General features: G+C 39.7%; 21 protein-coding genes and 3 pseudogenes. 4 read left to right on the top strand and 20 right to left on the bottom strand.

Going from position 1 to position 21,590, the window contains the following annotated elements; translation table 11 throughout:
- Window positions 1-7: 7 nt before the first annotated feature.
- Window positions 8-355 carry a TnpV protein gene (locus H8Z82_RS07510; RefSeq protein WP_117676347.1) on the bottom strand — a complete coding sequence of 116 codons (348 nt, stop codon included), beginning with the start codon at window positions 353-355 and terminating at the stop codon, window positions 8-10.
- On the opposite strand from H8Z82_RS07510, the pseudogene H8Z82_RS17900 reads away from it, so the two are divergent.
- A pseudogene (locus tag H8Z82_RS17900) lies at window positions 355-477 on the top strand (helix-turn-helix domain-containing protein); the annotation flags it as partial. The gene H8Z82_RS07510 and the pseudogene H8Z82_RS17900 sit on opposite strands and share 1 nt — an antisense overlap.
- Window positions 478-1,089: 612 nt before the next feature.
- On the opposite strand, the gene H8Z82_RS07505 reads toward H8Z82_RS17900, so the two are convergent.
- The 8 genes and pseudogenes from H8Z82_RS07505 to H8Z82_RS07470 form a co-directional block, all read right to left on the bottom strand.
- The gene (locus tag H8Z82_RS07505; RefSeq protein ID WP_186835699.1) at window positions 1,090-2,187 is read right to left on the bottom strand and encodes an RNA-guided endonuclease TnpB family protein; all 1,098 of its coding nucleotides are present in this window, start codon (window positions 2,185-2,187) and stop codon (window positions 1,090-1,092) included.
- Window positions 2,150-2,523, bottom strand: a pseudogene (gene tnpA, locus H8Z82_RS07500) (IS200/IS605 family transposase). Before tnpA ends, H8Z82_RS07505 begins: the two are co-directional and overlap by 38 nt.
- Before the next feature lie 441 nt (window positions 2,524-2,964).
- On the bottom strand, window positions 2,965-3,387 hold the full coding sequence (locus tag H8Z82_RS07495; protein WP_186994750.1) for a helix-turn-helix domain-containing protein: 423 nt from the start codon (window positions 3,385-3,387) through the stop codon (window positions 2,965-2,967).
- Window positions 3,388-3,511: 124 nt separating this feature from the next.
- Window positions 3,512-4,888, bottom strand: a complete 1,377-nt coding sequence (locus tag H8Z82_RS07490; RefSeq protein WP_186994748.1) for a sensor histidine kinase — start codon at window positions 4,886-4,888, stop codon at window positions 3,512-3,514.
- Window positions 4,876-5,538: a response regulator transcription factor gene (locus tag H8Z82_RS07485; RefSeq protein WP_186994747.1), complete on the bottom strand. Its 663-nt coding sequence runs from the start codon at window positions 5,536-5,538 to the stop codon at window positions 4,876-4,878. The genes H8Z82_RS07490 and H8Z82_RS07485 overlap by 13 nt, the downstream gene beginning before the upstream one ends.
- A gap of 14 nt (window positions 5,539-5,552) precedes the next feature.
- Window positions 5,553-6,311: a lantibiotic immunity ABC transporter MutG family permease subunit gene (locus H8Z82_RS07480; RefSeq protein WP_186994745.1), complete on the bottom strand. Its 759-nt coding sequence runs from the start codon at window positions 6,309-6,311 to the stop codon at window positions 5,553-5,555.
- Window position 6,312: 1 nt separating this feature from the next.
- Window positions 6,313-7,044, bottom strand: coding sequence for a lantibiotic immunity ABC transporter MutE/EpiE family permease subunit (locus H8Z82_RS07475; protein WP_186994744.1), 732 nt, complete (start codon window positions 7,042-7,044; stop codon window positions 6,313-6,315).
- A complete protein-coding gene (locus H8Z82_RS07470; protein WP_186994743.1) occupies window positions 7,037-7,750 on the bottom strand; it encodes a lantibiotic protection ABC transporter ATP-binding protein in 714 nt (237 codons plus the stop codon). Before H8Z82_RS07470 ends, H8Z82_RS07475 begins: the two co-directional genes overlap by 8 nt.
- A gap of 310 nt (window positions 7,751-8,060) precedes the next feature.
- Here H8Z82_RS07470 and H8Z82_RS07465 point away from each other — a divergent pair.
- A pseudogene (locus H8Z82_RS07465) lies at window positions 8,061-8,462 on the top strand (DUF554 family protein); the annotation flags it as partial.
- 82 nt (window positions 8,463-8,544) lie between these two features.
- Here H8Z82_RS07465 and H8Z82_RS07460 read toward each other — a convergent pair.
- The 5 genes from H8Z82_RS07460 to H8Z82_RS07440 form a co-directional block, all read right to left on the bottom strand.
- Window positions 8,545-8,889 carry a DUF554 family protein gene (locus H8Z82_RS07460; protein ID WP_243176418.1) on the bottom strand — a complete coding sequence of 115 codons (345 nt, stop codon included), beginning with the start codon at window positions 8,887-8,889 and terminating at the stop codon, window positions 8,545-8,547.
- A gap of 44 nt (window positions 8,890-8,933) precedes the next feature.
- Window positions 8,934-9,374: a helix-turn-helix domain-containing protein gene (locus tag H8Z82_RS07455; protein WP_186994741.1), complete on the bottom strand. Its 441-nt coding sequence runs from the start codon at window positions 9,372-9,374 to the stop codon at window positions 8,934-8,936.
- 256 nt (window positions 9,375-9,630) lie between these two features.
- A complete protein-coding gene (locus H8Z82_RS07450) occupies window positions 9,631-10,428 on the bottom strand; it encodes an EAL domain-containing protein (protein ID WP_186994740.1) in 798 nt (265 codons plus the stop codon).
- 25 nt (window positions 10,429-10,453) lie between these two features.
- Window positions 10,454-11,581, bottom strand: coding sequence for a YibE/F family protein (locus H8Z82_RS07445; protein ID WP_186994739.1), 1,128 nt, complete (start codon window positions 11,579-11,581; stop codon window positions 10,454-10,456).
- The gene (locus H8Z82_RS07440; RefSeq protein ID WP_243176417.1) at window positions 11,581-14,100 is read right to left on the bottom strand and encodes a metallophosphoesterase; all 2,520 of its coding nucleotides are present in this window, start codon (window positions 14,098-14,100) and stop codon (window positions 11,581-11,583) included. Before H8Z82_RS07440 ends, H8Z82_RS07445 begins: the two co-directional genes overlap by 1 nt.
- 539 nt (window positions 14,101-14,639) lie before the next feature.
- On the opposite strand from H8Z82_RS07440, the gene H8Z82_RS07435 reads away from it, so the two are divergent.
- Complete coding sequence (locus H8Z82_RS07435) at window positions 14,640-15,212, top strand: cytidylate kinase-like family protein (protein WP_186994737.1); 573 nt, start codon at window positions 14,640-14,642, stop codon at window positions 15,210-15,212.
- Between the two features lie 92 nt (window positions 15,213-15,304).
- Here H8Z82_RS07435 and H8Z82_RS07430 read toward each other — a convergent pair whose 3' ends face one another.
- From H8Z82_RS07430 to H8Z82_RS07420, 3 genes are all read right to left on the bottom strand, one after another.
- Window positions 15,305-16,105, bottom strand: coding sequence for an MBL fold metallo-hydrolase (locus H8Z82_RS07430; protein ID WP_186994735.1), 801 nt, complete (start codon window positions 16,103-16,105; stop codon window positions 15,305-15,307).
- A 99-nt stretch (window positions 16,106-16,204) separates the two neighbouring features.
- Entirely contained in the window at window positions 16,205-16,687 is a 483-nt protein-coding gene (locus H8Z82_RS07425) for a GNAT family N-acetyltransferase (protein ID WP_186994734.1), read from the bottom strand.
- 99 nt (window positions 16,688-16,786) lie between these two features.
- Window positions 16,787-17,281 carry a pyridoxamine 5'-phosphate oxidase family protein gene (locus H8Z82_RS07420; RefSeq protein ID WP_186994733.1) on the bottom strand — a complete coding sequence of 165 codons (495 nt, stop codon included), beginning with the start codon at window positions 17,279-17,281 and terminating at the stop codon, window positions 16,787-16,789.
- Window positions 17,282-17,624: 343 nt separating this feature from the next.
- Between H8Z82_RS07420 and H8Z82_RS07415 the strand changes: the two genes are divergently transcribed.
- A complete protein-coding gene (locus H8Z82_RS07415; protein WP_186994731.1) occupies window positions 17,625-18,203 on the top strand; it encodes a TetR/AcrR family transcriptional regulator in 579 nt (192 codons plus the stop codon).
- Between the two features lie 31 nt (window positions 18,204-18,234).
- Here the strand turns inward: H8Z82_RS07415 and H8Z82_RS07410 are convergent, their stop codons facing one another.
- The 3 genes from H8Z82_RS07410 to H8Z82_RS07400 form a co-directional block, all read right to left on the bottom strand.
- A complete protein-coding gene (locus H8Z82_RS07410; RefSeq protein WP_186994730.1) occupies window positions 18,235-19,779 on the bottom strand; it encodes an AMP-binding protein in 1,545 nt (514 codons plus the stop codon).
- A 48-nt stretch (window positions 19,780-19,827) separates the two neighbouring features.
- A complete protein-coding gene (locus H8Z82_RS07405; protein WP_186994729.1) occupies window positions 19,828-20,058 on the bottom strand; it encodes an acyl carrier protein in 231 nt (76 codons plus the stop codon).
- A gap of 96 nt (window positions 20,059-20,154) precedes the next feature.
- Window positions 20,155-21,543, bottom strand: coding sequence for a condensation domain-containing protein (locus H8Z82_RS07400; RefSeq protein WP_186994728.1), 1,389 nt, complete (start codon window positions 21,541-21,543; stop codon window positions 20,155-20,157).
- Window positions 21,544-21,590: the final 47 nt, after the last annotated feature.

Below are 21,590 nucleotides of genomic sequence, written 5' to 3'. Positions count from 1 at the left end.
CATTCATTTAAACATAAATCAATTCTTTCAGGATAATCTCTTCTGCAATCGCTCTGTGCTGATTGGCAGCTCTGACCCATGCCATCTGATCTTTCTCTTTATCCGGCAAAGGCTCTTTTTCCTCTAACTGTTTCAGAATGACTTCTTCTCGTTCCCTGGCTGCCTTGTCCACTTCCAGCAGATGCTCACCAATCGTATCCTGCAAAAGCATCACCTGATACAGGGAATTACGATGGTTCTTCAGATAATCTCTGCGTAAGAATCCATACTTGCCAAGCTGCTCCATCTGATTACCTGATTTATAAGTAAGGTTCGGAATCAGATATCCATTCACATTTGTATAAGTCAGTTTCATGGACTCTTAGAAAAGAAGAACTAAAATCCGGCGAGATTACCAGAGATGAATATTTTGAATGGAAAATCAACTGGCCGCAGACTTGTGATGATTGCGGTAAACGGGAACCGTCAAAGCAGTGAAAAAATTCATACAAATAATCCAAAGACCGAAACTCACCATCATACTCTGAATTTCGGTCTTCTTAAACTCATTCGCAGTTGGTCTGTGCCTTCACAGTAACTACAAATATTGTACCTCATATAATTTCTACAAACGTCTTATAAAAATCATATATTTTTCCGTTTTCCTGTGCACAGAGCAAAAAGCGGCTGATGATTGCACCGGTACGGTACGATTCCTGAATATGTGATAAGTGTTCGTAGAGATTATTGGGAAAACCAGCTGTCACTTCTTCCCTCAGCAAAAAAGTTACATATCGATTTACCTTTTTTTGCCAAAGAATACTGGATTTTGGAAACAAGGAACTCATTTCCGCCGGTATAGTAAGCCCACGTTGTTCCTGTGGAAGTGTTTGCGTATGCTGTACTCGTGAATAAAGATATGGATTTTCAATATACTGACGCAGCTTGTCCCTTTCAAGTGACATGCTCCCACCACTTAAATCTTACGATTTTGAAGTGGGGGCTTCCTGCTCGATTGCCTTTTAAGGCAAAGCTAAAACAGGCTATCCCCACGTGTCCCGCGGTTTTGTTTTTTATGTTCATACGGTTACGGATTTTTTTCTTGCGCCGTCAGGCACATTCTTTATAAATCCTTTTTCCTTCTTCTCGGATATTGACTGCTGCATTCACATCCCGATCCATCCTGTTTCCACATTCACAGACATACATTCTGTCCGACAATGCCAGTTCCTTTTTCTTATGTCCACATACACTGCAAATCTTGCTCGATGCAAAATAACGGTCTACCTTTATAAGATGTTTTCCGCGCTCTTCCAGTTTGTATCCCAGCATGGACAGAAACTGCCCATACCCGTTATCCTGCACGCCTTTCCCAAGATGCAGCCCTCCGGACATTCCCTGCTGATTCAGATCTTCCACGCATACTGCATCATATCTTTCAGCAAGCTCCCTGCTGAGCTTATGCTGGAAATCTTTTCTCTGGTTCTTTATCTTTTCATGAAATAAAGCTACCTTTTTCTTCTGTTTCTGATAGTTCCGGCTTCCTTTTTCACAGTGGGAAAGCTTTCTCTGTTCCCTTGCAAGTTTTTTCTCTGCTTTTCTGTAAAACATAGGGTACCCGGCTTTTTCTCCTGTAGAAAATACACACATTCCCTGCATGGCAAAATCGATCCCGAGAAATCTCTCTGCCCGTCTTTTTTCCACTGTTTGGCTCTCACAGCAGAACAAAAGACTTGCATAATATTTCCCGGATGACTCACGGCTTATCGTTACCGATTTCAGTTTCCAGTCTGACGGGATCTGGCGATGAAGTTTTATTTTTACGGCAGACATCTTTGGAAGCTTCAAATGGGTATCCTGCAAAAGGATATTCCCATTTACTGCATTGGTCGTATAAGAAATTCCTGAATGTTTTCTTGATTTATAGCGGGGAAATCCGCAGGATGGTTCCCGGAAAAACTTCCGGAACGCACTTTCCAGATGCAGCTGCGCATTCGCCAGGGCAAGGGAGTCCACCTCCTTCAGCCAGGGATATTCCTTCTTATATCCGGCCGGTGTGTTCCTGAGCATCTTTTTTTCTTTCTGGTAATAGCTGATCTTGTCCGCAAGCATCTGGTTATAGATAAAGCGGCTGCAGCCGATTGTTTTCTCTATCTGAATTCTCTGCTCTTTATCTGGATAGATCCTTATTTTTATGGCGCGGTTCATTTTTCTCACCCTGGCTTTCTATATACTGCCGTATCGTTTCAATCGGCGCCCCGCCTGCACTGAGCAGACAGGAGCTTCAGCAGTCTGTGGTTGGCACTTTTACAGGCATTGATGAATTTACGGTGTTCCGTCTTTGGCTGTGCGCAGAACATCACATGAACATGGTCTGTATCGTGATTCCATTCTTCCAGTACGATCCCGTATCCGGGTGCGATATACTCAAAGATCTCTTTTGCTCTTTCGGATATTTCGTCATTCAGTACTTTTCTTCTGTATTTTATAACCAAGGTGATAATATAGCAGAAATACTGAATTGGAATTATGGTCTGATTCTATTGTATTTATCACTCTTTTTCTTATATCGACTGATATGTATTTACGAACTAATTGTTCTTTTTCAGTATACTATATCAGGGGATAGAGAACAAGTGTTTCTTTGGTACTATAAGGACTTTTTTGAGCAGATATGCTCAGATGTGCAATTCATCTCACCACCTGAAGGACGCCACTGAAAAACTGTTTTTTCATACTATATACAGTGTCTCAAAGTTGATTGATGTACTTTATTTTGTGTTAATTTATACGCAAAAAGGACTTTTTCAGTGGCCTTCCTGAAGAGGTGGGAGAATTCTTGCTACATTTGTTAAAATATTCATTCAATAGCCTGTAGGCTATCATTCGTTAGCTTTATAATAATACATCTATAGAGAGTATGCAAGTCCTTTTCAATAAAGCGAATGCTATCCTGATTGACTTGCATATTATAAGCTCATCTCTCTAATTGTCATTTTCTTTATTAAGATACAATATGGCAAATAGCACCATTAATCCAAGAAGTACCCATGGCAATGCAGCCGAAATAAAATCAATGAACGGATTGCCGTCAAATACATTACCAAGAATAATCATAACAACACCGATTACGATAGATATCCATACAAATTTGATAACGTTATTTTCGGCTTTGGCTACTTTCATGTCTCTTTCAATTTTATTAAGCAATGTCGCATCTCCTTTCAATAATTCATCCAGGCTTAAATCATATAATTCACTCATTCTTATAATGCTTACAATATCAGGTAGTGATTTTCCATTTTCCCAGTTAGAAATAGTCTGCCTGGAAACATTGAGGTCTTCAGCAACCTGTTCCCGTGTAAGTTTCTTTATAGTACGAGCATTTTTAATTTTATCAGCTATCATAATTCTGTATGCCTCCTTCTTCCATGAGATTACAGCAAACGTAGTAGTAATATCTATCAAAAGGCTTTTACATATTAGATAAAAGCATGTAAAATTTCTTTTACATAGCTTAATTACGGTCTATTTAGCCTGTTTCTTGACTACTCAGGAAAAATATCTCTACCTTCGCCCCACCTGTATTTTCAGAATTTGAAAGTTTAATACCTCCACCATATTTTTCAGCCACAGTTTTTGCAAAAAATAGCCCCATCCCATAATGGGCTTCGCCATTTCTACTTGTGTCATCCATAAAAAACTGCTCTGTGCCATGCAATAATGCTTCTTTTGTAAATCCTGATCCGCTATCCTCCACAATGAATGTCAGCCGGCCATCCTGCTCCTTTGCGTCAATATAAATGATTCCATTTTCTTTTGTATGCTCCACTGCATTCTGGATCACATTCATTACGGCTCGAAACATTGGATCATAAGCAATCGTTATCTTTTTATCACTTTGTCCCGCCTTCCAATCTATTATCTGGTGATAGATTTCTGCCAGTCCGAGTGCCTGTTCCTTTATATCTGCGAAAAAATCTTCTAAGCTCAACGTTGTATAGGTAACATCACTGCAATTCCATGATTTTGTGACATCTATCAACTGTTTTACATAACTTTGTATCTGTGTTGTGCCGTTCAAAACATAAGTGATATTATTCTTCTGTTCTGTGGTCAGTTCAGTCTCTGAAAGTAGCTCTGCATTTCCCCTTACAATCGTAAGAGGTGTTTTAATATCATGCGCCAAAGCAGACATTTGACGGTTCTTTTCCTGCTCTGTTTTCCACTGCTTTTCTAAAGATTCTCGCAATGCATCTCGCATGTCATCGATTGCCGATAAACAGTCATCAAACTCTTTGATACCGGAACAGGATGTCTCATATTCCAGATTTTGATCCTTTATTTGTCCGATTGCGTCTAATACAGGCTGCATCTGCTTTTTGATTCTTTTTCCAAAACGTATGGACGGAATGATGATAATCGCTACCGCTCCAATCACAGACATAATACTCATCACATTCTGTGGTCCTATAAAATGCTCCCTCAAAAAAGCCGAATGATATTGAGGTGTCAGGCGATATTGCAATACAACATATTCATTTTCCCTTACAATTACTTTATAAAAATATTTCCCGGATGCGTTTCCGTACTTTGCAACATTCCATGCTATCTGTTCGTATTGTTCTGGAAGATTTCCACCTATTTCCTCTCCCTTCTCTGAAAAAATGACATAATTACAAAGTGCAGGAATCATCTCAGCAGTCACTTTATCTGCATGCAAAATCGTATCATATGCTTCATTAATCTTTTGCTCTGCATAATTCGCCGGATAAATGCAGCCCACACTGATCAAAAGGTAAAGTAGCAGATAAGCAACAATCACCAAACCGACTAATGATCCAAGCATGACAAGTACATATCTCATAAAAATCCAGCTGAGTGCATTGCTTCTCTTTACTCTTCCCATTTATATCCAATCCCCCAGACTGTTTTTATCGGTGTATAATCATAATCCGCAAATTTTGCTCTTATATTTTTGATATGCGTGATAATGGTACTGTCATTACTCTCACTGTCAAAACCAAAGACCTCTTCTAAAATCTGTTCTTTCGAGAAAACCTGTCCCCTGTTTTTAGCCAGGAATTCACAAATTTCGTACTCCGCTTTCGTAAGAGGAAGTTCCTTATCATCAACCAATAGTTTCTTTTGAGATATTTGAATACAGACCCTCCCCAAAACCATCCGGACAGAATGTTCCCTGTGCTCTCTTCTAAGATGTGCATTGATTCTTGCCCGAAGTTCCATCACTCCAAATGGCTTTGAAATATAATCATCTGCTCCCAACGAAAGTCCGTTCACCAGACTTTTTTCCTCCGTTTTTGCCGTAAGAAACAAAATCGGACAATCCACAAGTGTCCTGATTCTTTTGCATAATTCAAAGCCGTCCATTCCAGGCATCATAATGTCAAGTAAAATCAGGTCATAACGATGTAATTCTTCCATATTAAGTTTCAGCGGATTACTTACTTTGGTAACCAGATGTCCATCCTTAGCCAAAATGTTTTCTATCATTTCCAGGATTGCCGGCTCATCATCAACTGCCAGTATTTTTGCCATAGTTCCCCTCGATTCTATTCCGATATTCTGTTTCCTTCCCAGTGGTTTACCCACCAAAAATAGTATATCATACTAATCCCTGTAAATATTAAGCAGCCTGGTATAAATGACAACCATTCACCTACACTAGTTTCTCCCAATACAGATTGCAGATAAGTATATGGTACTCTACCCGTCCAGCAGACAAATACATATTTCCACACATAATCTCCAAGTCCGGTAAGCATCAATGCACTAATTAGTCCTGATATAATCCCTGCTCCAATGGATACCCCTTTTCCAAACTGAAAAGCCAGAATCAGCTGCCACAGATAAAGTGGAACACTGCTTCCCCACAGCAGCAATGCTGCAACAACACATATTTTTACAATTTCCATATTGCTGTTACTCCAGCTACCACTTGCTGATATCATTCCAAATCCTGTTCCAAATATCAAAGTAGTCAGTAAGACAGAGCCAAGGCAAAGCATCAGTAACAGCAGCAGCTTCGATATAAATGCCACTCCTTTTTTCGATAAGGATAACATATTCTGAAAGTTACCTGCATTTTGTTCCTGTTCCATCACACTTGCTGTAAAAATTCCAACAAGTACTGGAAGTCCTGCTCCTATTGCCTGATAAAATGCGATTATTTTCATATTGTCATCCCATAGTGAAAAAGAGTAGTACATTAAAAATACAACGCTGGTTATAATCGGAATCAGTAAGTGTGCCAGAATCACAGAGGTTCCTTTCATCTTCCGTAAATCTGCATTCAGAAACCTTCCAAGCATCTTACTTCACCTCTCTTCCCTCAAACCATTTCAAAAGCAAAACTGTTACAAGAACAAACCAGATCATTGAGAGGCAGATCCCCGGAGCAATGACTCCCGTATTCAAAAAAGGATTTCCAGTTTCCGCAGCAAGACCATTCGGTAAAATATGAAGCAGCGGGCACATCATCCTCATAGGAATTGCAGAGACAAGTACATACCAGATTCTGGTTTGTGATATCACTACACCGCTGACGGTAATAAACAAGCAGACGATCAGGTTTACAATCATTCCAAAGCGTTCACTTAAAAATAAAGCTACCGGAATCTCCCATAACTCAGAAACCGTCAGAAACAATACTGCAATCAACGCTCCTCCAACTGGAACATGTGTCGTCAGAAGAAAACCTCCAAACGATGCTCCTGCAAATACAATCACATTGGAAAATAGAATCATGCACCCAATATAAATAATTTTCCCCAGCAACAATTTGCTTCTGTCTGTGGGAATAGTCGTTAAATGATAGTATTTTATCTTTTTCTCCTGCGCCACAGAAAGATAACAAAATAGAGCAATCATCCCCGGCAGCAAAAGTGTATACCACCAGTTCCAAACACTTTCTGCATAAGCATTTGTCATCCCAAGAGTAAATATAAATGCCATGACAAATGTAAGAAGAGGAAATCCCCAGATAAACTTTTTTCGCATGGTTCTTTTGGCTTTTTGATGTTCTGCTTTTATAATATTAACCATGGATTTCACCTGCTTTCTGGTTTTTTCTTACCACATTCATAAACAAATCTTCAAGATTATCTCCCTGCTTTAATGCTCCTTCGTATCCTAAGATTCCACCTGAAATAATCCCGACTTTATCTGCAAGTAACTGTACCTCTGAGAGAATATGACTGGAGAGAATTACAGTGATTCCCTGTTCCGGAAAAGACCGGATCAGCTCTCGTAACTCCTCGATGCCTATTGGATCTAATCCATTCGTAGGTTCATCCAATATCAAAAGTTCCGGTTCTCCAAGTAATGCCATTGCAATGCCTAGTCTTTGCTTCATTCCCAAAGAAAACTGCCCTGCTTTCTTCTTTCCGGTGTTTGTAAGTGATACAATCTGCAAGACCTCATCAATTCTGTTTTCATCTATACCAAGCAATAATTGTCTTACCTTCAAATTCTCTCTGGCTGAGAGATTTTCATAAATTGGCGGATTTTCAATCAACGCTCCTATTTTTGATAAATCTTTCCTATCCAAAAGTTTTCCATCAAAGTAAATCTTGCCTGCAGTTGGTTTCATCATACCGGTCAGCATTTTCAATGTGGTAGATTTACCAGCGCCATTCGGTCCAAGCAGTCCATAAATCTGTCCTTTTTCGATATTAAGCGAAACATTATTTACCGCTTTCTGTTTTCTAAAATATTTACATAAATTTTGTGTCTGCAACATCATTTCCATCTTTACTATCCTTCCTTCTATATTTCATTTCTTACTGAAATATAACCTAACAGAAAAAAATAAAGATTTGATGAAGATTTATTCCCGTATGGAATAAACCATCAATTGAATATCATTATCAGGACTCGGCTTTCCACCTTTTTTCAGCCTTTTTCCATTACTTTCATGTGAATTACTCGGCAACTGAGTTACCAGAGCATCTGAAAAAAGGCGGGATACCGCCTTTTTTCAGGGTGCATCCATGACACCACTACTGCTTGCTCTTTAGAGCTATACAGCTACTTTTATTATTTCTGGTGTTTTTAGTCCGGTTACTATTATCGTATTATTCTGTGCCAGTGGAACCGGAATTTATGGTTCCATTGTGTCTGGAATGAGCGGAGATCATTCTGTACTGATTTCAAAATCTATTCTGGATTTATTTACAGCTGCTATTTTTGCATGTAGTCTGGGAATGGTGGTTTGCATGATCGCGATTCCGCAGATCATCATTTTTTTGATACTCTTTTTTGCGGCAACAGCAATTTTTCCGCTGACTACACCTGATATGATCAATGACTTTAAAGCCTGTGGCGGTTTCCTGATGCTTGCAACAGGCTTTCGTATGGTGAAGCTGAAAAACTTTCCAACTGCGGATATGATACCTGCGATGGTGCTGATCATGCCAATGTCATGGTTCTGGGTAACCTATGTACTTCCACTGGTATCATAACCGAATCAGGTAGAGCTCTTGTTTATGGAAGAAATCAGCTCTGCCAGTTGTTTCCTTTTGGTGCGTGTATCACCATTGATCATCAACTTGGAGTAACCAGTGTGTTCATAAACTCATCCTCAGACAGCTCTGAACTTGAGTTCTTGAGAAACTTGCTGATCCCACGCTGCATAACACCTGCACCTGCGTTAATTTTCTCACCAAGATGAACAGCCAGCCCGATACCTGTACCAATCACTATGGAAAAAATGACCGCCGGCATATTTTCCATCAGACCAATCGTACTGATTCCCATTCCCATAGAACATACCCCGAACACCAGGGTAATGTCCTCCTTAAACTTTGGACTCAGTTTGTGTCCCAACAAGGTACCCAGGATACCACCGATCACTATGGATAATCCGTTAATAATTACTCCAATTGGCATAACTTTTTCTCCTCTATCTATATTGTCTGTCTTATCTAAAATAATTAATCTTCTTCGAATTCTTCCATATATTTAAAAACTTTATTATCATACCTTGTTTTTTTATACCAACCAATTCCAATCATTACAAGTCCAACAATTATCGCTACAGTTCGACGTATGGAATCGGGTGAAAGCAAGCAAGCTACAATAATTCCAGTGCCTGCACCCGAAAAAAATTCAATGATTGATTTTTCTTTTTTTATTTTTCCCAATACTCTTTCTTTATCCATTGTCTTTACCATTTTTGAATCCTCCTTTATCAACGTATCAAGAGAAATTTCAAACTGATTGCTTATATCTATCAGCATTTGTAAATCCGGATAACTTTTTTCATTTTCCCAATTTGAAACAGTTTGTCGGGTAACATGAAATAATCTGCCAAACTTCTCTTGTGTTAATTGCTTTTCTTTACGAATATTCAATATTTGGTTTCCTATATTCATAATATCACATTCCTTTCTCTGATAGCATAATATTCATATTTTCATCATTCTTTGAACGCAGATTGCGAAGCGACTGCGTTCATGAGCAAGTAGCGAAGCGGATTGCGAATGTCCGCTTTACTATTAGTATCTCAAAAATAATGTTCAAAGTAAAGCAATCATCACATTACATTGCATATATAGTTGCGCAAAGATTCTTTGACAGGTGCTTTTCTCTATGTTTCGTTTCCAGGCAATTATCGTACTTGTCGTAATTTCAGGAAAAATTCTCCGCTGCACAAGAACGTCTTCTCTCTAATATCTCTGCAGCTTCATCGCCGATATTTTCAAATGCGCGCTCTGGTTTTCCGAGGAAAAATCCCTGACCGTAATGCACTCCCAGGCTGTGTAGACATTCCAGTTCCTCTGCTGTTTCTATCCCTTCTGCAATCAGAATTGCTCCTGTTACATTACAGTAATCCAGCAGGAGTTTCATCATGATTTCTTTTTTCTTATACTTGTGGATATCCCTTACCAGTTCTATATCCGCTTTCAGATAATCAGGTGTGGTATTTACCACACGGTTTAGTCCTGAATGCCCTGCTCCCACATCATCCAATGCTATCTCATATCCCTGATCTGCATAATGTTTCATGATTTGCTGCAATATCTGGTAGTTTTCTATGTCTGATCTCTCTGTTATTTCGAATACAATATCAGAAGCAGGAACCCCGGCTTTCATAGCCTTACGGTTTGTAAATCCCTGTATAAACGCTTTATCCTGAATAATATTGCCATCAACATTAAGAAATAATTTTACATTTTCCGGTTTTGCAACTGCTGCCTTCAGAGCTTTGTTTCTGCATAGTTTCTCTAATTTCCATACGCATCCCAACTGTTCAGCGATCACAAACAAATCTGAAATCGTAAGTGTCGTACTGCTCCTGTCTATACGGCTAAGTGCCTCATAGCCGGACACCCTGCCAGTCTGTAAATTGACGATCGGCTGAAACACCGGATATATGGATTTTCTCTCTAATATCTTATAGAATTCATCTGCTTTATTTACTTTCATCGTTTTATGATCCCTCCTGCAAGAATCATTTTTTCAATGCTTTTCCTGAAGTAAAGAAGGCTCCTGCCAGTGAGGTAAAGGGAACCGTCAGGATCACTCCCATACTTGCTGAAATCCCCTGCATCAGTTCAATCCCAATAGAATACATATTGATGATCTGATGATAGGAATAGTTATATGCAAAAATAAATACCAGTGTGTTGAGAGAGCCGCCTGCAAAAGCAAGAATCAGCGTGTTTGACATAGTTCCCATCATATCTTTTCCAACATTCATGCCACTTTTAAACAAGTCCCACATTCCAAGATCTGGGCGTCTGCTGTATATTTCCTGTAAAGTAGAGGCAATAGACATTCCTACATCCATTACTGCTCCCAATGATGCGATCAGGATCCCTGCAAACAGAAGTTCATTTATTTTTATAGCTGTTTTCTCTTCCAGGTAAATCAGCTCTTCAATGTCACTTACATTATATCCTGTGATCTGAGTTACTTTTCCAAATATCCCTGCAAATATAACAGCCATAACAACCCCTGTTACAGTTCCTGAAATTGCAGTTAATGATTTAACCGAAATTCCGGAAATCAGATAAATTGTTACTACAGTAGTTATAACAGCAACAACTACCGCTGAAAAGATTGGCGAAACACCTCTGTATATCATCGGAAGAAACAGAAACAGTACACATACAATGGTAAAGCCCAGTCCCAGTACAGATGCCGCACCTTTTTTCCCCCCGATCAGGATAATTGCCAGAAGAAACACCGCGATCATAAAATATAAGGAAAATTCACGGTCTGCACTATATACAGATGCAATGACTTCGCCCTGTGATTCACTGACCAGTGCAATGACTTTCATACCCTTTTTACAGGTTGCTCCAAACAGATAGCTGGAAGAACTGATTGCTTCCACTTCATCATTCTTAAATTTGCCGGAACAGAGTCTCAGACTGACCGTCTGATTACCCACTCTGTTTCCGTTTTCTGTAAGGTTATCTGAAGTAACCTCTGTTACTACTGCTTTCTCAAAGGTTCTGCCCTCTGTGGAAAGAAGTTCTGTTTTTTCTATCTTATTATATTGAATCAGAAAAATGAGGAAAAGGATGCCTGCGATCACCAGGCACCCTCTCCGAAGGAAATTTTTGTTTAACATTATTTTGCTTTCACCTTAATTGTTTTGCTTGCTGCGCCATACACGTTTTTGTCTGAAACTTTGGTAAATGCTTTTACTCTTACATAGTAAGTTTTTCCTTTGGACAGATTTTTAAGAGTATATGTAGTTTTTGCTGTACGGTAAGTAGTTACCTTTTTGAATGAAGGATCTGTAGAAACCTGGATTGCGTAGCCGGAAATTTTTCCGCCTGCTTTTCCGATCGTAACAGTAGCTGTTCCGGATTTTCCGGCTTTCACAGTTTTTAACACTGCCTTCTCTGGCACAATCTTAAATGTTACTGTCTGTGTTCCTGTATACTTTCCGGTTCCATTGATGGTTGCTTTTGCCAGACCTGTATTTTTGTTATTTGCATAGGTAACTGTATAGTCTTTTCCTGCCTTTAATGTCTTTCCATTCAGAGTTACCTTAAGAGCCGGCTGAATCTGTTTTCCTGTATAAACCTGATTCTTCACTTTACCTACAGATGTGGATTTAATATCTTCTGTCACACCTTTTTTAATCGTAAAGGTTTCATCAATTTTCTGGTCATTATCTGTACGATAAGTATTGATCGTAAATGTGTTATCTGTTACATCAATAACAGAATAAGTCGGAATATCTTCCTGCCATCTGTTTGCAATATAGCTCTGCATTCTTGGTACAAGATCATAATACTTGCTTCCTGATGAAGAGTTTGCTGTCATATAGAGAATACCATCCGGATTTACAACTGTCTCACCCTTTTCTGTATCCTCTACTGCATCCTTATCCATAACCGCATTCAGATAATTCAGATAAGCCACATCAGCCGGTTCCTTGGAATCTGCAGAAATATTTGCCGGTGCTTCATATCTTGTAGCCGGATTTTCTCCTGCATCCATGTCCTTATCCAACTCTGCATCAAACTCATCATCCGTATATTCTACAGTTTTATGTCCGCCCTCAAGAATATGGGTACGGGAATATGCATGATCGTGTCCTGTAAGAACAACATCTACATCATTTGCTTCAAAATAGGGTACCAGTGTATATCTGAGGTTTGTAATCTCCGGTTCATTGGAATGCTCTGCTGAACCATAAATATCCTGATGTAAGGTTACGACTCTCCAGGTACAGTTTGGATTTGCAGCAATCGCCTGTTCCATAAACTGTTTATGTTCAGCAGCATTGGTATCCTGTGTATTGAGCATCATAAACAGGGTGTTTCCATATGTGAAATAATAATCTCCACCCACAACTCCGTTAGAACCAAGGTCACTGCTGTTTGGTGTATTAAAATGATATGTGTAGTTCGCATTATCTGCGTCATGGTTACCAACTGTAGTTGCAACAGGAAGGGATTTCAGCACATCCGGGCTTAAATATCCAGTATACTCAATCTCACTGGTCATTTCACTTTTTCCCGGAGATTTCTTCTTTGTTGTCTGGATCTGGTCACCTGCGGATACTACGAAGCTTGCATTTCCGCCTGTTTTATCCATAGCTTCATTTAATGTAGTGTTCCAGTTAAAGGAATCATTTCTGACCGCATCGGATTGTGCCTGATAAAATTCTGCTGTATCAGAGCCTTTCAGTTCATTGGAAGATCCGATCTGCGGATCACCTACGAAAATAAAGCTGTAATTATTTGTTGATTTTGTAGCATATTCTGCTGGCTCTGTGTAAGTTCCATCCTCTTTTTCATAGCTGTAATAGTACGCAGTATTTGCACTCAGACCAGTGGCTGTTACTTTATTGGAAAAATATGCCTCATTTGTCTTTGTATTTGTAGTTGCATCTGTCTGCTCTGCAACATACACTTTTGCATTTTTCATATTTCTGCCTTCACCAATAATCAGTTTCGGCGCAGTTGTATCAGCCTGTGCTCCAAGGATATCCGCTACCATTGCAGCAATTGCACGACTTTCATCGCTTTCTGTATCAAAATCAGGAAAGTCCGCATCTGAGTTTGCTTCTGCTGCGAACTCTTCTACGTCATTCTCAGAAGCACTAAATGCTGCTGCATTTTCTCCTTCTTCCGCATTAAATGCTGCTATGCTTTCTTCTGCTGCTGTATCCTTTTCAGCTATTGCAGTTTCCTCTGCTGTATTTGCTTCTGTCTCTTCAGACTGTGTTGCTTCCACTGTTTCACCTGCTGAAGTATCGGCTTCTGTCCCTGCAAAGACAGATTCACTGCTGTCACTGAAAGCATCACCTGACTGAGCGGAGAACTCCTGTGCAGCCTGTTCTTCTTTCTTTTCTGCTGTGTCAGAGTTGTCTTTTTTAGAATACCATGCGAAATTTAACTGGCTAAAGTCAGAGCCTGGAGTAAGTGAAACCTGAGTCCAGTCATTCTTAACAGCTTCCCACTCTGTTTTCCAGGATTCCCAGTTCTGGGAAATTCCCATTCCGCCTGCAAGAGAAGCAGCCTCTGTTTTTCCGTCCGGTGCTGCACTTGCAAATACCGGGGTAACCGCTCCTGCTGCCAGTGAAACTGATAAAATACCTGCCATAAAACTTTTTCGCCATAAGTTGTTCATTTTTTCATAATCCTCCTGAGAAATGAATGTTTCATCACACGATCACAGATCGGGTGTTCATTACATTGGAGAGTATATGAACATTAAGAAAAAAGTTCAATAGACTTTACTGAGGTTTAACTATATTTAACATAAGTCTTACGCTACTGTTCGCTCTGTTCTCAGTAACGTCCTGACAATAAGGTGCACCTGCAAGAAATTCGGCTTAAAGTGCTTTTCTCGGATTTGTCAGACCAATTTGCCATAAGTACCAGAATATCAATGTTTGCAAAGGCAATTTATAGTAGATTTTGGCATATACATTTCAATTTTTTTTGAGTATAATAATTCCGAAAAAGATTACTGTTCACTCCGTTCCCAGCAACACGCTTCGCGATGCACGAATATATGCTAATCGCATAAATTCGCGCGGTATGTCTCGGGTTTTCTGTGACCTTCGCTCACAAAAAACACCTCGCGGGATATTAGCAGTGAACAGTAATCGAAAAGTACTCTAACAGTAAATTAAATGCGACATCATTGCACAGGAGGCATGGGATATGATTATTACAATAGCAAGACAGTGTGGAAGCGGCGGACATGAAATAGGAAAAGAACTGGCTTCCAGACTTGGACTGGAACTCTATGACAGAAAGAAACTGGAAGAAGAGGCCCAGAAACTTGGAAAGCTTGACGAAAACAAAGAATTTTTCCGGGAAAAAGCAGTAAACAGCCTGCTCTATAGCATTGCTGTAAGCTATGGAGAAAGCAATCCAATGGAAAAATCTTTTGAACTTATACGTGAACTTACACAGCAAAAATCTGCCGTAATCATCGGACGCTGTTCAGGAGCAATCTATGCAAATGATCCTGACGCAACTACCGTTTTTCTTCACGCAGATAAAGACTGTCGTATCAAACGTGTAATGGAGCGAGACGGCATCAATGAGAAAAAAGCTGCGAAACTGATAAAAGAAGTAGATGAAAAGAGAGCATCCTTCCACAAATTCTGCACAGGCAAAGAATGGGAAGACGCCAGCCAGTATCAGCTGTCTATCGATACTGGAAAACTTGATATTTCCGATGCAGCAGACATGATCATAAATTATATAAACGCTAAAAAATCAAAATAAAAGCTCCTGTAAAACAATCCGGCTGCCGCAATCTGAACGGCAACCGGATCTGAAAAATCTCTTACAAATCTCTTTTCTTTTGACATAGAATTTCAAAGTTCAAATGATTCCAGGTCATCCGGAATCAAAATATTTCCATTAAAATACTCTTTTCCCTCATTATGATAAAGTTCTTTTCGCTGGGCTATATTTTTGTCTTCGGTATGATACAGCAACAGATTTTCCACCTTAAGTTTTTCTGCCAACTGGCAGGCATCTTTTACTGTTGAATGATGTTTTTCATAAGGATGAAATATATCTGCCTGACCATCTAAACAAAATGCTTCATGTAATAGCCATGTACTGTTTTCTGCATATTTCTTTTCATAATCATTATATGGTTCATCTCCGCAACAAGTCAGTTTTTTGCCTTTTTCCAGTTCCATGCAAAATCCGAACTGTTTTGCTTTTGTTGACTGTATATCAAAAAATGTAACCTTTTTATTTAAAATATTAACAGCTTCTCCATCCTTAACAGCAATCAGATGAAGGCGTTTGCCGATAAAACCAATTTCTTTTTTCTGCAGAAGCTTTTCTGCTAAATCTTTTAGCAGATCAATCACTTCATCATGAGCATATATTGTGGCTTCTCCTTCGTATTCTCCCTGTCTCATATACTGACATATCATACGCATCATCCATAATATACCTGTAATGTGGTCAATATGCTTATGTGTTACAAAAATAGTTTTTACATTTTTCCAATCAATTCCTGCATGTTTTAATTGATGAAGTATTGTATTTCCACCGCCACCATCAACCATAAAATACTGATTATTTTCCTGTAATGTGAAGCAAGTATTATAGCACTCTGTAACAAGTGCATTTCCAGTACCTAACATTGTAAGATTCATATATTTTTCTCCTAAGCTAATTCCGATTGACTTTTTCCTTGTTGTTTTTCTTGAATTACCGCTTTACTTACCGCTTGAATTATATCATTTTATCCATGTTTATAAACTCTGATTTAGGATATATTCCATCTGTCTTTCTTTTGTTTTCATGCCCATTTTTTCATAGAACTTTTCGGCTGAAGTATTTCCTGCCCATACATTCAATGTCACTTCATAACAGCCCATTCGCTCTGCTTCGTTTTTTACATACTCAAACAGACGCTCACCAATATGCTGTCCTCGTGCCTGCTGATCCACACATAGATCATCTATAAAAAGAGACTTAAACGGTACCATATTGGTTGAAAAAGGCTGTTCCTGTAATTGGCAAAATGCATATCCCACACAAACATCTTCCTCGTTCACTGCTACATATATGGGTTTTTCTTCTTTTCCTAATAGCTCTGTCAATTCGCTTACAGTATATTTTGTGGTACCAGGAATAAAAATATCAGGTCTTATATTGGCATGAATTTGCAATACCTGTCCCAACAGTTCAATTATTCTTAGAATGTCTTTTTCTTCTGCTTTTCTAATAGTCATTTTTCCCCTTCTTATTTCACAGATATTATTTTATCATTCATTTATAAATCAATCTTTTATTTGTTTCTTTGCTATATACCAGAAAGTTTCTTAATTTTCCTATCTTTCCACTCCTGGCTTTGCCGGTAATGGTCTGTACTTTGCAGTATAATAATCACACTCAATTCGGATGACACTGACAATTGAAACCAGCCGCTCATTAAACTCAAAATCCTTACCTGTTTGTATTTTCATTAAGGCACTCATGGCCTTAATTTTTTCTTGTGGTGCTTCCACAATCTCCGCAGTTCCAAATCCATCAAAAGAATAATAACTACACCCATATTGGCAGGCTACTTTACCTGAAAATGGTTGAACATCACACTCGATCTGAACACAGCAGTCTGAATTGTTTCTGATAATGTCAAGCTTACGGCCTTCCAAAGCACTGTGCACATAAAATACAAGTTTATCATTTTCCATAACATAACCGTAGTTCATAGGAACTATGTATGGCTTTCCCTGATCCACTAGCCCAAGGTGCAAAACCTTACCCGAATCAAGTATATGTATGATCTCATTAAGATCTGTTACTTCTCTGTCTCTTCTACGCATAAAAACTACTCCCATCGTACCTCTGATATTTTCATTTTTTCTTCTCCGGATAATGGATTATTCCATAGTCGATTTAATCATAGCACATACATTCCTGCTTGACAAATACATCGCAATGCGATGTAACATAATATTTTGGCTTGTATGTCTCGGGATTTTGGCATATTCATGCCAAAACACCTCGCGGGATAGTAGTGTGTGAACAGTAACTTTAACAATCAATTATGGATATGGGATTATGCAGAAAGTAAAAGAATTGACTGAGAATGAAAATATATTTTTTTATCGTCAGATTTGTGGTATACTTTATGTATTACTTACAGACTCCCGGGAGGAGACGGCTATGCAAAATATAATTCCCGATGAAAGATATTCCGTGGCTGACGAGGCCATTTTAGGTGCTTTTTTCAAATTGGTAAAAGAAAAGAAGCCTGACAGGATTACTGTATCCGACATCACAAAAACAGCAGGTATTGCCAGAAGTACTTTTTATAATCACTATCAGGACATCCCTTCACTGATCTCTGCAGTTGAGGATAAAACGATTTATGATGTTTTTTCCATGATGGAAAATTTCCAACCCAAAAATGACCGGGATATCTGCAGTTCCTATTTTCTGACTCTGTGCCGGTACACTATGGAAAATCCTTTTCTGTCCGGTCTTTTAAGCACACCTCATGGCAATGATCTGTTTGAAAAAATGCTGACTATGCTCCATCATTATGTTACAGAGACTACATCTAATTCTAGGCCTGACAGGCATACAAAGGAAGAAGTTTCCTATGTGATCACCTGTGCCATCGGCAGTACTATCGGAGTTCTCCACAAATGGAGCCGGGATAATTTTAATCTTGCACCGGAAGTAATCGCTGATATCCTGTCTGAAATTTTTTTATCCGGTATGCTGCCGCTTTTATCCTAATTCAGGGAGCATAATCATTGCCCGGTCTTATTTACGCCAGCGGCTCATCAATCAGAACATCCTGCCTCTTAATCTTCTTTGTTGTGTTGCGGATAAACGGATTTTTGCGGACAACCAGTCCTGTAATGCGGCGATAGGTGGGCTGATTTCTGTTATATTCATCCAGAAATGCCTGAAGCTGTGTCTGAATCGCCTCTGTATCCAATGCTTTCGCTTCCACAACTGCCTGCTCCGGATAGATGCGGGCAGTCAGGCCATTGTCCTCACCTGTCACGATCACTTCGCCTACCAGCGGATTCAGAGCCAGCTTATTCTCGATTTCTTCCGGAGATACATTTTCACCGTTGGACAGGATGATCAGGTTCTTCACACGTCCATTGATAAACAGATAACCGTCTTCATCCATATATCCCTTGTCACCGGTGTGAAGCCATCCATCCTTTAAAGTCTCTGCTGTCTCGTCAGGCATCTGATAATATCCCTTCATAACACTGCTGCCCTTTACCAGGATCTCACCGTTTTCAAATCTGATTTCTGCATTTTCAAGTGGTTTTCCGATAGAACCCTTTTTATGATTTTCCGGTGTGTTGTTGCTGATAACAGGGGAACATTCTGACATTCCATAGCCTTCCAGTACTTCAACACCATATTCTGCAAAACGTTCAATATAATATGGATCCAGATGTGCACCGCCTGTAAAGATAATACGCAATTTTCCACCGAATACCTTTTCTGCCAGAACTTGCTTCGGGATTGACGGATCAGCGGCAGCCAGTCTCTTATAAATAGTTTCGATCATCATTGGAACCATAAGCATAATATCCGGTTTGAAAATACTCATATTCCTTACCATATGAAGCAGGGAATCATTGATACAAAGAGTTGCACCCAGAGAGAATCCCTTCAGCCAGTCCATAACCAGGCAGAATGCATGATGGATCGGAAGCACACTGAGCATGGCAGTTCCCGGTTCTGCTGTGATCTTTACTGCCTCAACATTAGAAGCCAGATTATTCTGTGTCAGCATAACACCCTTACTCTTTCCTGTTGTTCCGGAAGTGAAGATAATGGTTGCAATATCCTCTGCATCCGGGCAGACAGAATCTGCTGATGCACTCTTTCCTGCATTTCGAAGTTCACCAATACCGTATACCTTTGCCGGCGCATCTTCTACCTCTTCCTGAAGCATCCACACCTTCTGAAGTTTCGGGCAGTTTCCAAGAAATGCATCCAGATATGGTCTAAGCTTCGGACTTAAGAAAAGAGCGGCGGAATCGGAACGGTTAAGCAGGTCGATCAGATCCTCACAGGGAAGTGCGGCATCCAGCGGTACTGCTGTGGTACATCCTGTAATGATTCCCAGATAGCTTTCCATCCACTCTACAGAACTGGTTCCGATCAGCGCAATGTGCTTTCCCTCAAAGCCTTCTGCAAGAAGACCTTTTCTGGTGGAAACTACATTTTCCATCAGTTCGCCATAGCTTCTTTCCATGATTTCCTTTTTATTGAGCCATTTTACTGCTTTTACTTCGTCAAATTTACGTGCACTTTCTTCTAATATATTTCTGATCAGCATATCTGTCCCCCATTATTTTCTGAACTGTTCAAGTTATTCCAAAAAAAATTACTGAAGTTCTTTCAGCAGATTTAAGGCTTCGCCAAGAGTTGTGATCTTCAGCACTTCGCTCTCGTCAAGTTCGAGATCAAAAGTATCCTCAAGCTCACCTAAAAAGGACATAAAATCCAGAGAGCTGAAACCCAGATCCTCGCGGAATCTCATTTCATGATTCATTTCTTCCGGTGCTACCTTGCTATACTGTGCTACAATATTTTTAAATTCCATTTCCTGATTCATTACGTTTCCTCCTACTTATTTGTTCTGTTATCCTTATCGTCTATACTGTTCAATATTCTTATAGTCAAACGGATTGCAAATATCTGCTTGATTCGGTTAAACCAGTTCCATAATTTCGCCAATGCTCATATCCGGCTCTGCGATTCCCTTGAAAAGAATACGCATCATATAATAATAAAGCAGCTCCATATCATGTTCCTCCAGATGAGCAGTCTGGTAATGATAGGAGAAGTTCATACCTCCATCTTCTGTATGGGATACGGTCAGATACATCTTCTTGGTGGCTGCACCGTTTGCAAACCATTTTGCATGCTGACGGATGGTTCCAAGCATTTCATTCTCCACCTTCACAGTCATTGGCTGATAAGTCAGATAACAGCTCTCATATCCTGTATGCTCCGGTGTATTGTATCTCTTTCTCATCTCATCCATAATAAGTGCCGGATCGTAATTGCTGTGCATGTAGATACGATTCTGCATATTCTGGATCTCATAAGCTGCTGAAAGGAAATCTGTCTCCGGTGAGATCACTGTTCTGCATGGGAACATGATGGTTCTGCTTCCTCCGGAAGTCCACTCATCATGAGTAGAACGTCTGGATATAAAGTTCTGAATAGTGATATCTTCCTGTCCGTTATTTACCTTTGACAGATAGGTACGGATGCCAAGCAGAAGAAGATTAGTCATGGAGAGCTGATGATTCATACAGAAATCGATCAGATTTTTAGTTGGTTCCGGCTCCAGATAATAATCCTTAACTGCCACAAACAAATCCTTCATCTCAATGTCAGAAGAACGAAGTCCGGGATTTCCATGACGTTTTCTCGCTTCCTCCAGTACGGATGGTCCCTGAATATCAGAATACAGTGGCTCGCCCAGTGCATCCAGCTGGTCATCCCAGAATTTCTTATCTTTTGCAAAACGTTTCTCATTGCCTGCTTTTGCCAGGTCTTTTTTAAGTACTGTCTCAAAATCTGCCAGTTCCTGTGGATAGGCTGTTCCATATTTATAATAGGTATATAACTGAAACAGATCACCGATCATTACTACCAGACCACAGGAGTCGATCAGTCTGTGATCCATATGTACAAAGAAACCATTATATCCTTCCGGCAGCTTCAGCATAGTAAACTCGCACATGGGAATATCATCACCGTCAAAGGTTTCATATGCCCACTGCTGCATCAGCTCATCTGCTTTTGCAAGGCTTCCCATTCCTGACAGATCCTTGAATCCGATATCCCTTGGATCCTGTTTTACAAGGTACTGCTGTACATTTCCGTCTTTATCAGGCTTCGTAAAACGGATTCTGGTGCATCCTGAACGTTCTGTCTCCATCTGAATGCATTTTTTTAATAATCCAAAATCCAGTTCAGCCTGTACAGATGCCACAACACTGACACCGGATACCTGCTGTGTACCGTAATCCATGATCCAGTTGTGGTGCATTTTCTGTGCTGCTGTTAAAGGATAGTAGTTTGTCATACTTTATTTAAACCTCCATCTCTCGGTTTCTCTTTTCCCGGGTGCAA

Origin of the sequence: Blautia difficilis (assembly GCF_014297245.1) — a bacterium.
In the GTDB taxonomy this organism is placed as follows: domain Bacteria; phylum Bacillota; class Clostridia; order Lachnospirales; family Lachnospiraceae; genus Blautia_A; species Blautia_A difficilis.
This window is presented reverse-complemented; position numbering and strand designations above follow the sequence as displayed.

Coding starts and splice junctions, on each gene's coding strand:
- H8Z82_RS07440 (WP_243176417.1), bottom strand. CDS start 14,100: ATGAACAACTTATGGCGAAAAAGTTTTATGGCAGGTATTTTATCAGTT.
- H8Z82_RS07415 (WP_186994731.1), top strand. CDS start 17,625: ATGCAAAATATAATTCCCGATGAAAGATATTCCGTGGCTGACGAGGCC.
- H8Z82_RS07420 (WP_186994733.1), bottom strand. CDS start 17,281: ATGCGTAGAAGAGACAGAGAAGTAACAGATCTTAATGAGATCATACAT.
- H8Z82_RS07490 (WP_186994748.1), bottom strand. CDS start 4,888: ATGGGAAGAGTAAAGAGAAGCAATGCACTCAGCTGGATTTTTATGAGA.
- H8Z82_RS07495 (WP_186994750.1), bottom strand. CDS start 3,387: ATGATAGCTGATAAAATTAAAAATGCTCGTACTATAAAGAAACTTACA.
- H8Z82_RS07430 (WP_186994735.1), bottom strand. CDS start 16,105: ATGAATCTTACAATGTTAGGTACTGGAAATGCACTTGTTACAGAGTGC.
- H8Z82_RS07425 (WP_186994734.1), bottom strand. CDS start 16,687: ATGACTATTAGAAAAGCAGAAGAAAAAGACATTCTAAGAATAATTGAA.
- H8Z82_RS07510 (WP_117676347.1), bottom strand. CDS start 355: ATGAAACTGACTTATACAAATGTGAATGGATATCTGATTCCGAACCTT.
- H8Z82_RS07405 (WP_186994729.1), bottom strand. CDS start 20,058: ATGAATCAGGAAATGGAATTTAAAAATATTGTAGCACAGTATAGCAAG.
- H8Z82_RS07505 (WP_186835699.1), bottom strand. CDS start 2,187: ATGAACCGCGCCATAAAAATAAGGATCTATCCAGATAAAGAGCAGAGA.
- H8Z82_RS07480 (WP_186994745.1), bottom strand. CDS start 6,311: ATGCTTGGAAGGTTTCTGAATGCAGATTTACGGAAGATGAAAGGAACC.
- H8Z82_RS07455 (WP_186994741.1), bottom strand. CDS start 9,374: ATGAATATAGGAAACCAAATATTGAATATTCGTAAAGAAAAGCAATTA.
- H8Z82_RS07435 (WP_186994737.1), top strand. CDS start 14,640: ATGATTATTACAATAGCAAGACAGTGTGGAAGCGGCGGACATGAAATA.
- H8Z82_RS07485 (WP_186994747.1), bottom strand. CDS start 5,538: ATGGCAAAAATACTGGCAGTTGATGATGAGCCGGCAATCCTGGAAATG.
- H8Z82_RS07400 (WP_186994728.1), bottom strand. CDS start 21,543: ATGACAAACTACTATCCTTTAACAGCAGCACAGAAAATGCACCACAAC.
- H8Z82_RS07460 (WP_243176418.1), bottom strand. CDS start 8,889: ATGCCAATTGGAGTAATTATTAACGGATTATCCATAGTGATCGGTGGT.
- H8Z82_RS07450 (WP_186994740.1), bottom strand. CDS start 10,428: ATGAAAGTAAATAAAGCAGATGAATTCTATAAGATATTAGAGAGAAAA.
- H8Z82_RS07445 (WP_186994739.1), bottom strand. CDS start 11,581: ATGTTAAACAAAAATTTCCTTCGGAGAGGGTGCCTGGTGATCGCAGGC.
- H8Z82_RS07475 (WP_186994744.1), bottom strand. CDS start 7,044: ATGGTTAATATTATAAAAGCAGAACATCAAAAAGCCAAAAGAACCATG.
- H8Z82_RS07410 (WP_186994730.1), bottom strand. CDS start 19,779: ATGCTGATCAGAAATATATTAGAAGAAAGTGCACGTAAATTTGACGAA.
- H8Z82_RS07470 (WP_186994743.1), bottom strand. CDS start 7,750: ATGGAAATGATGTTGCAGACACAAAATTTATGTAAATATTTTAGAAAA.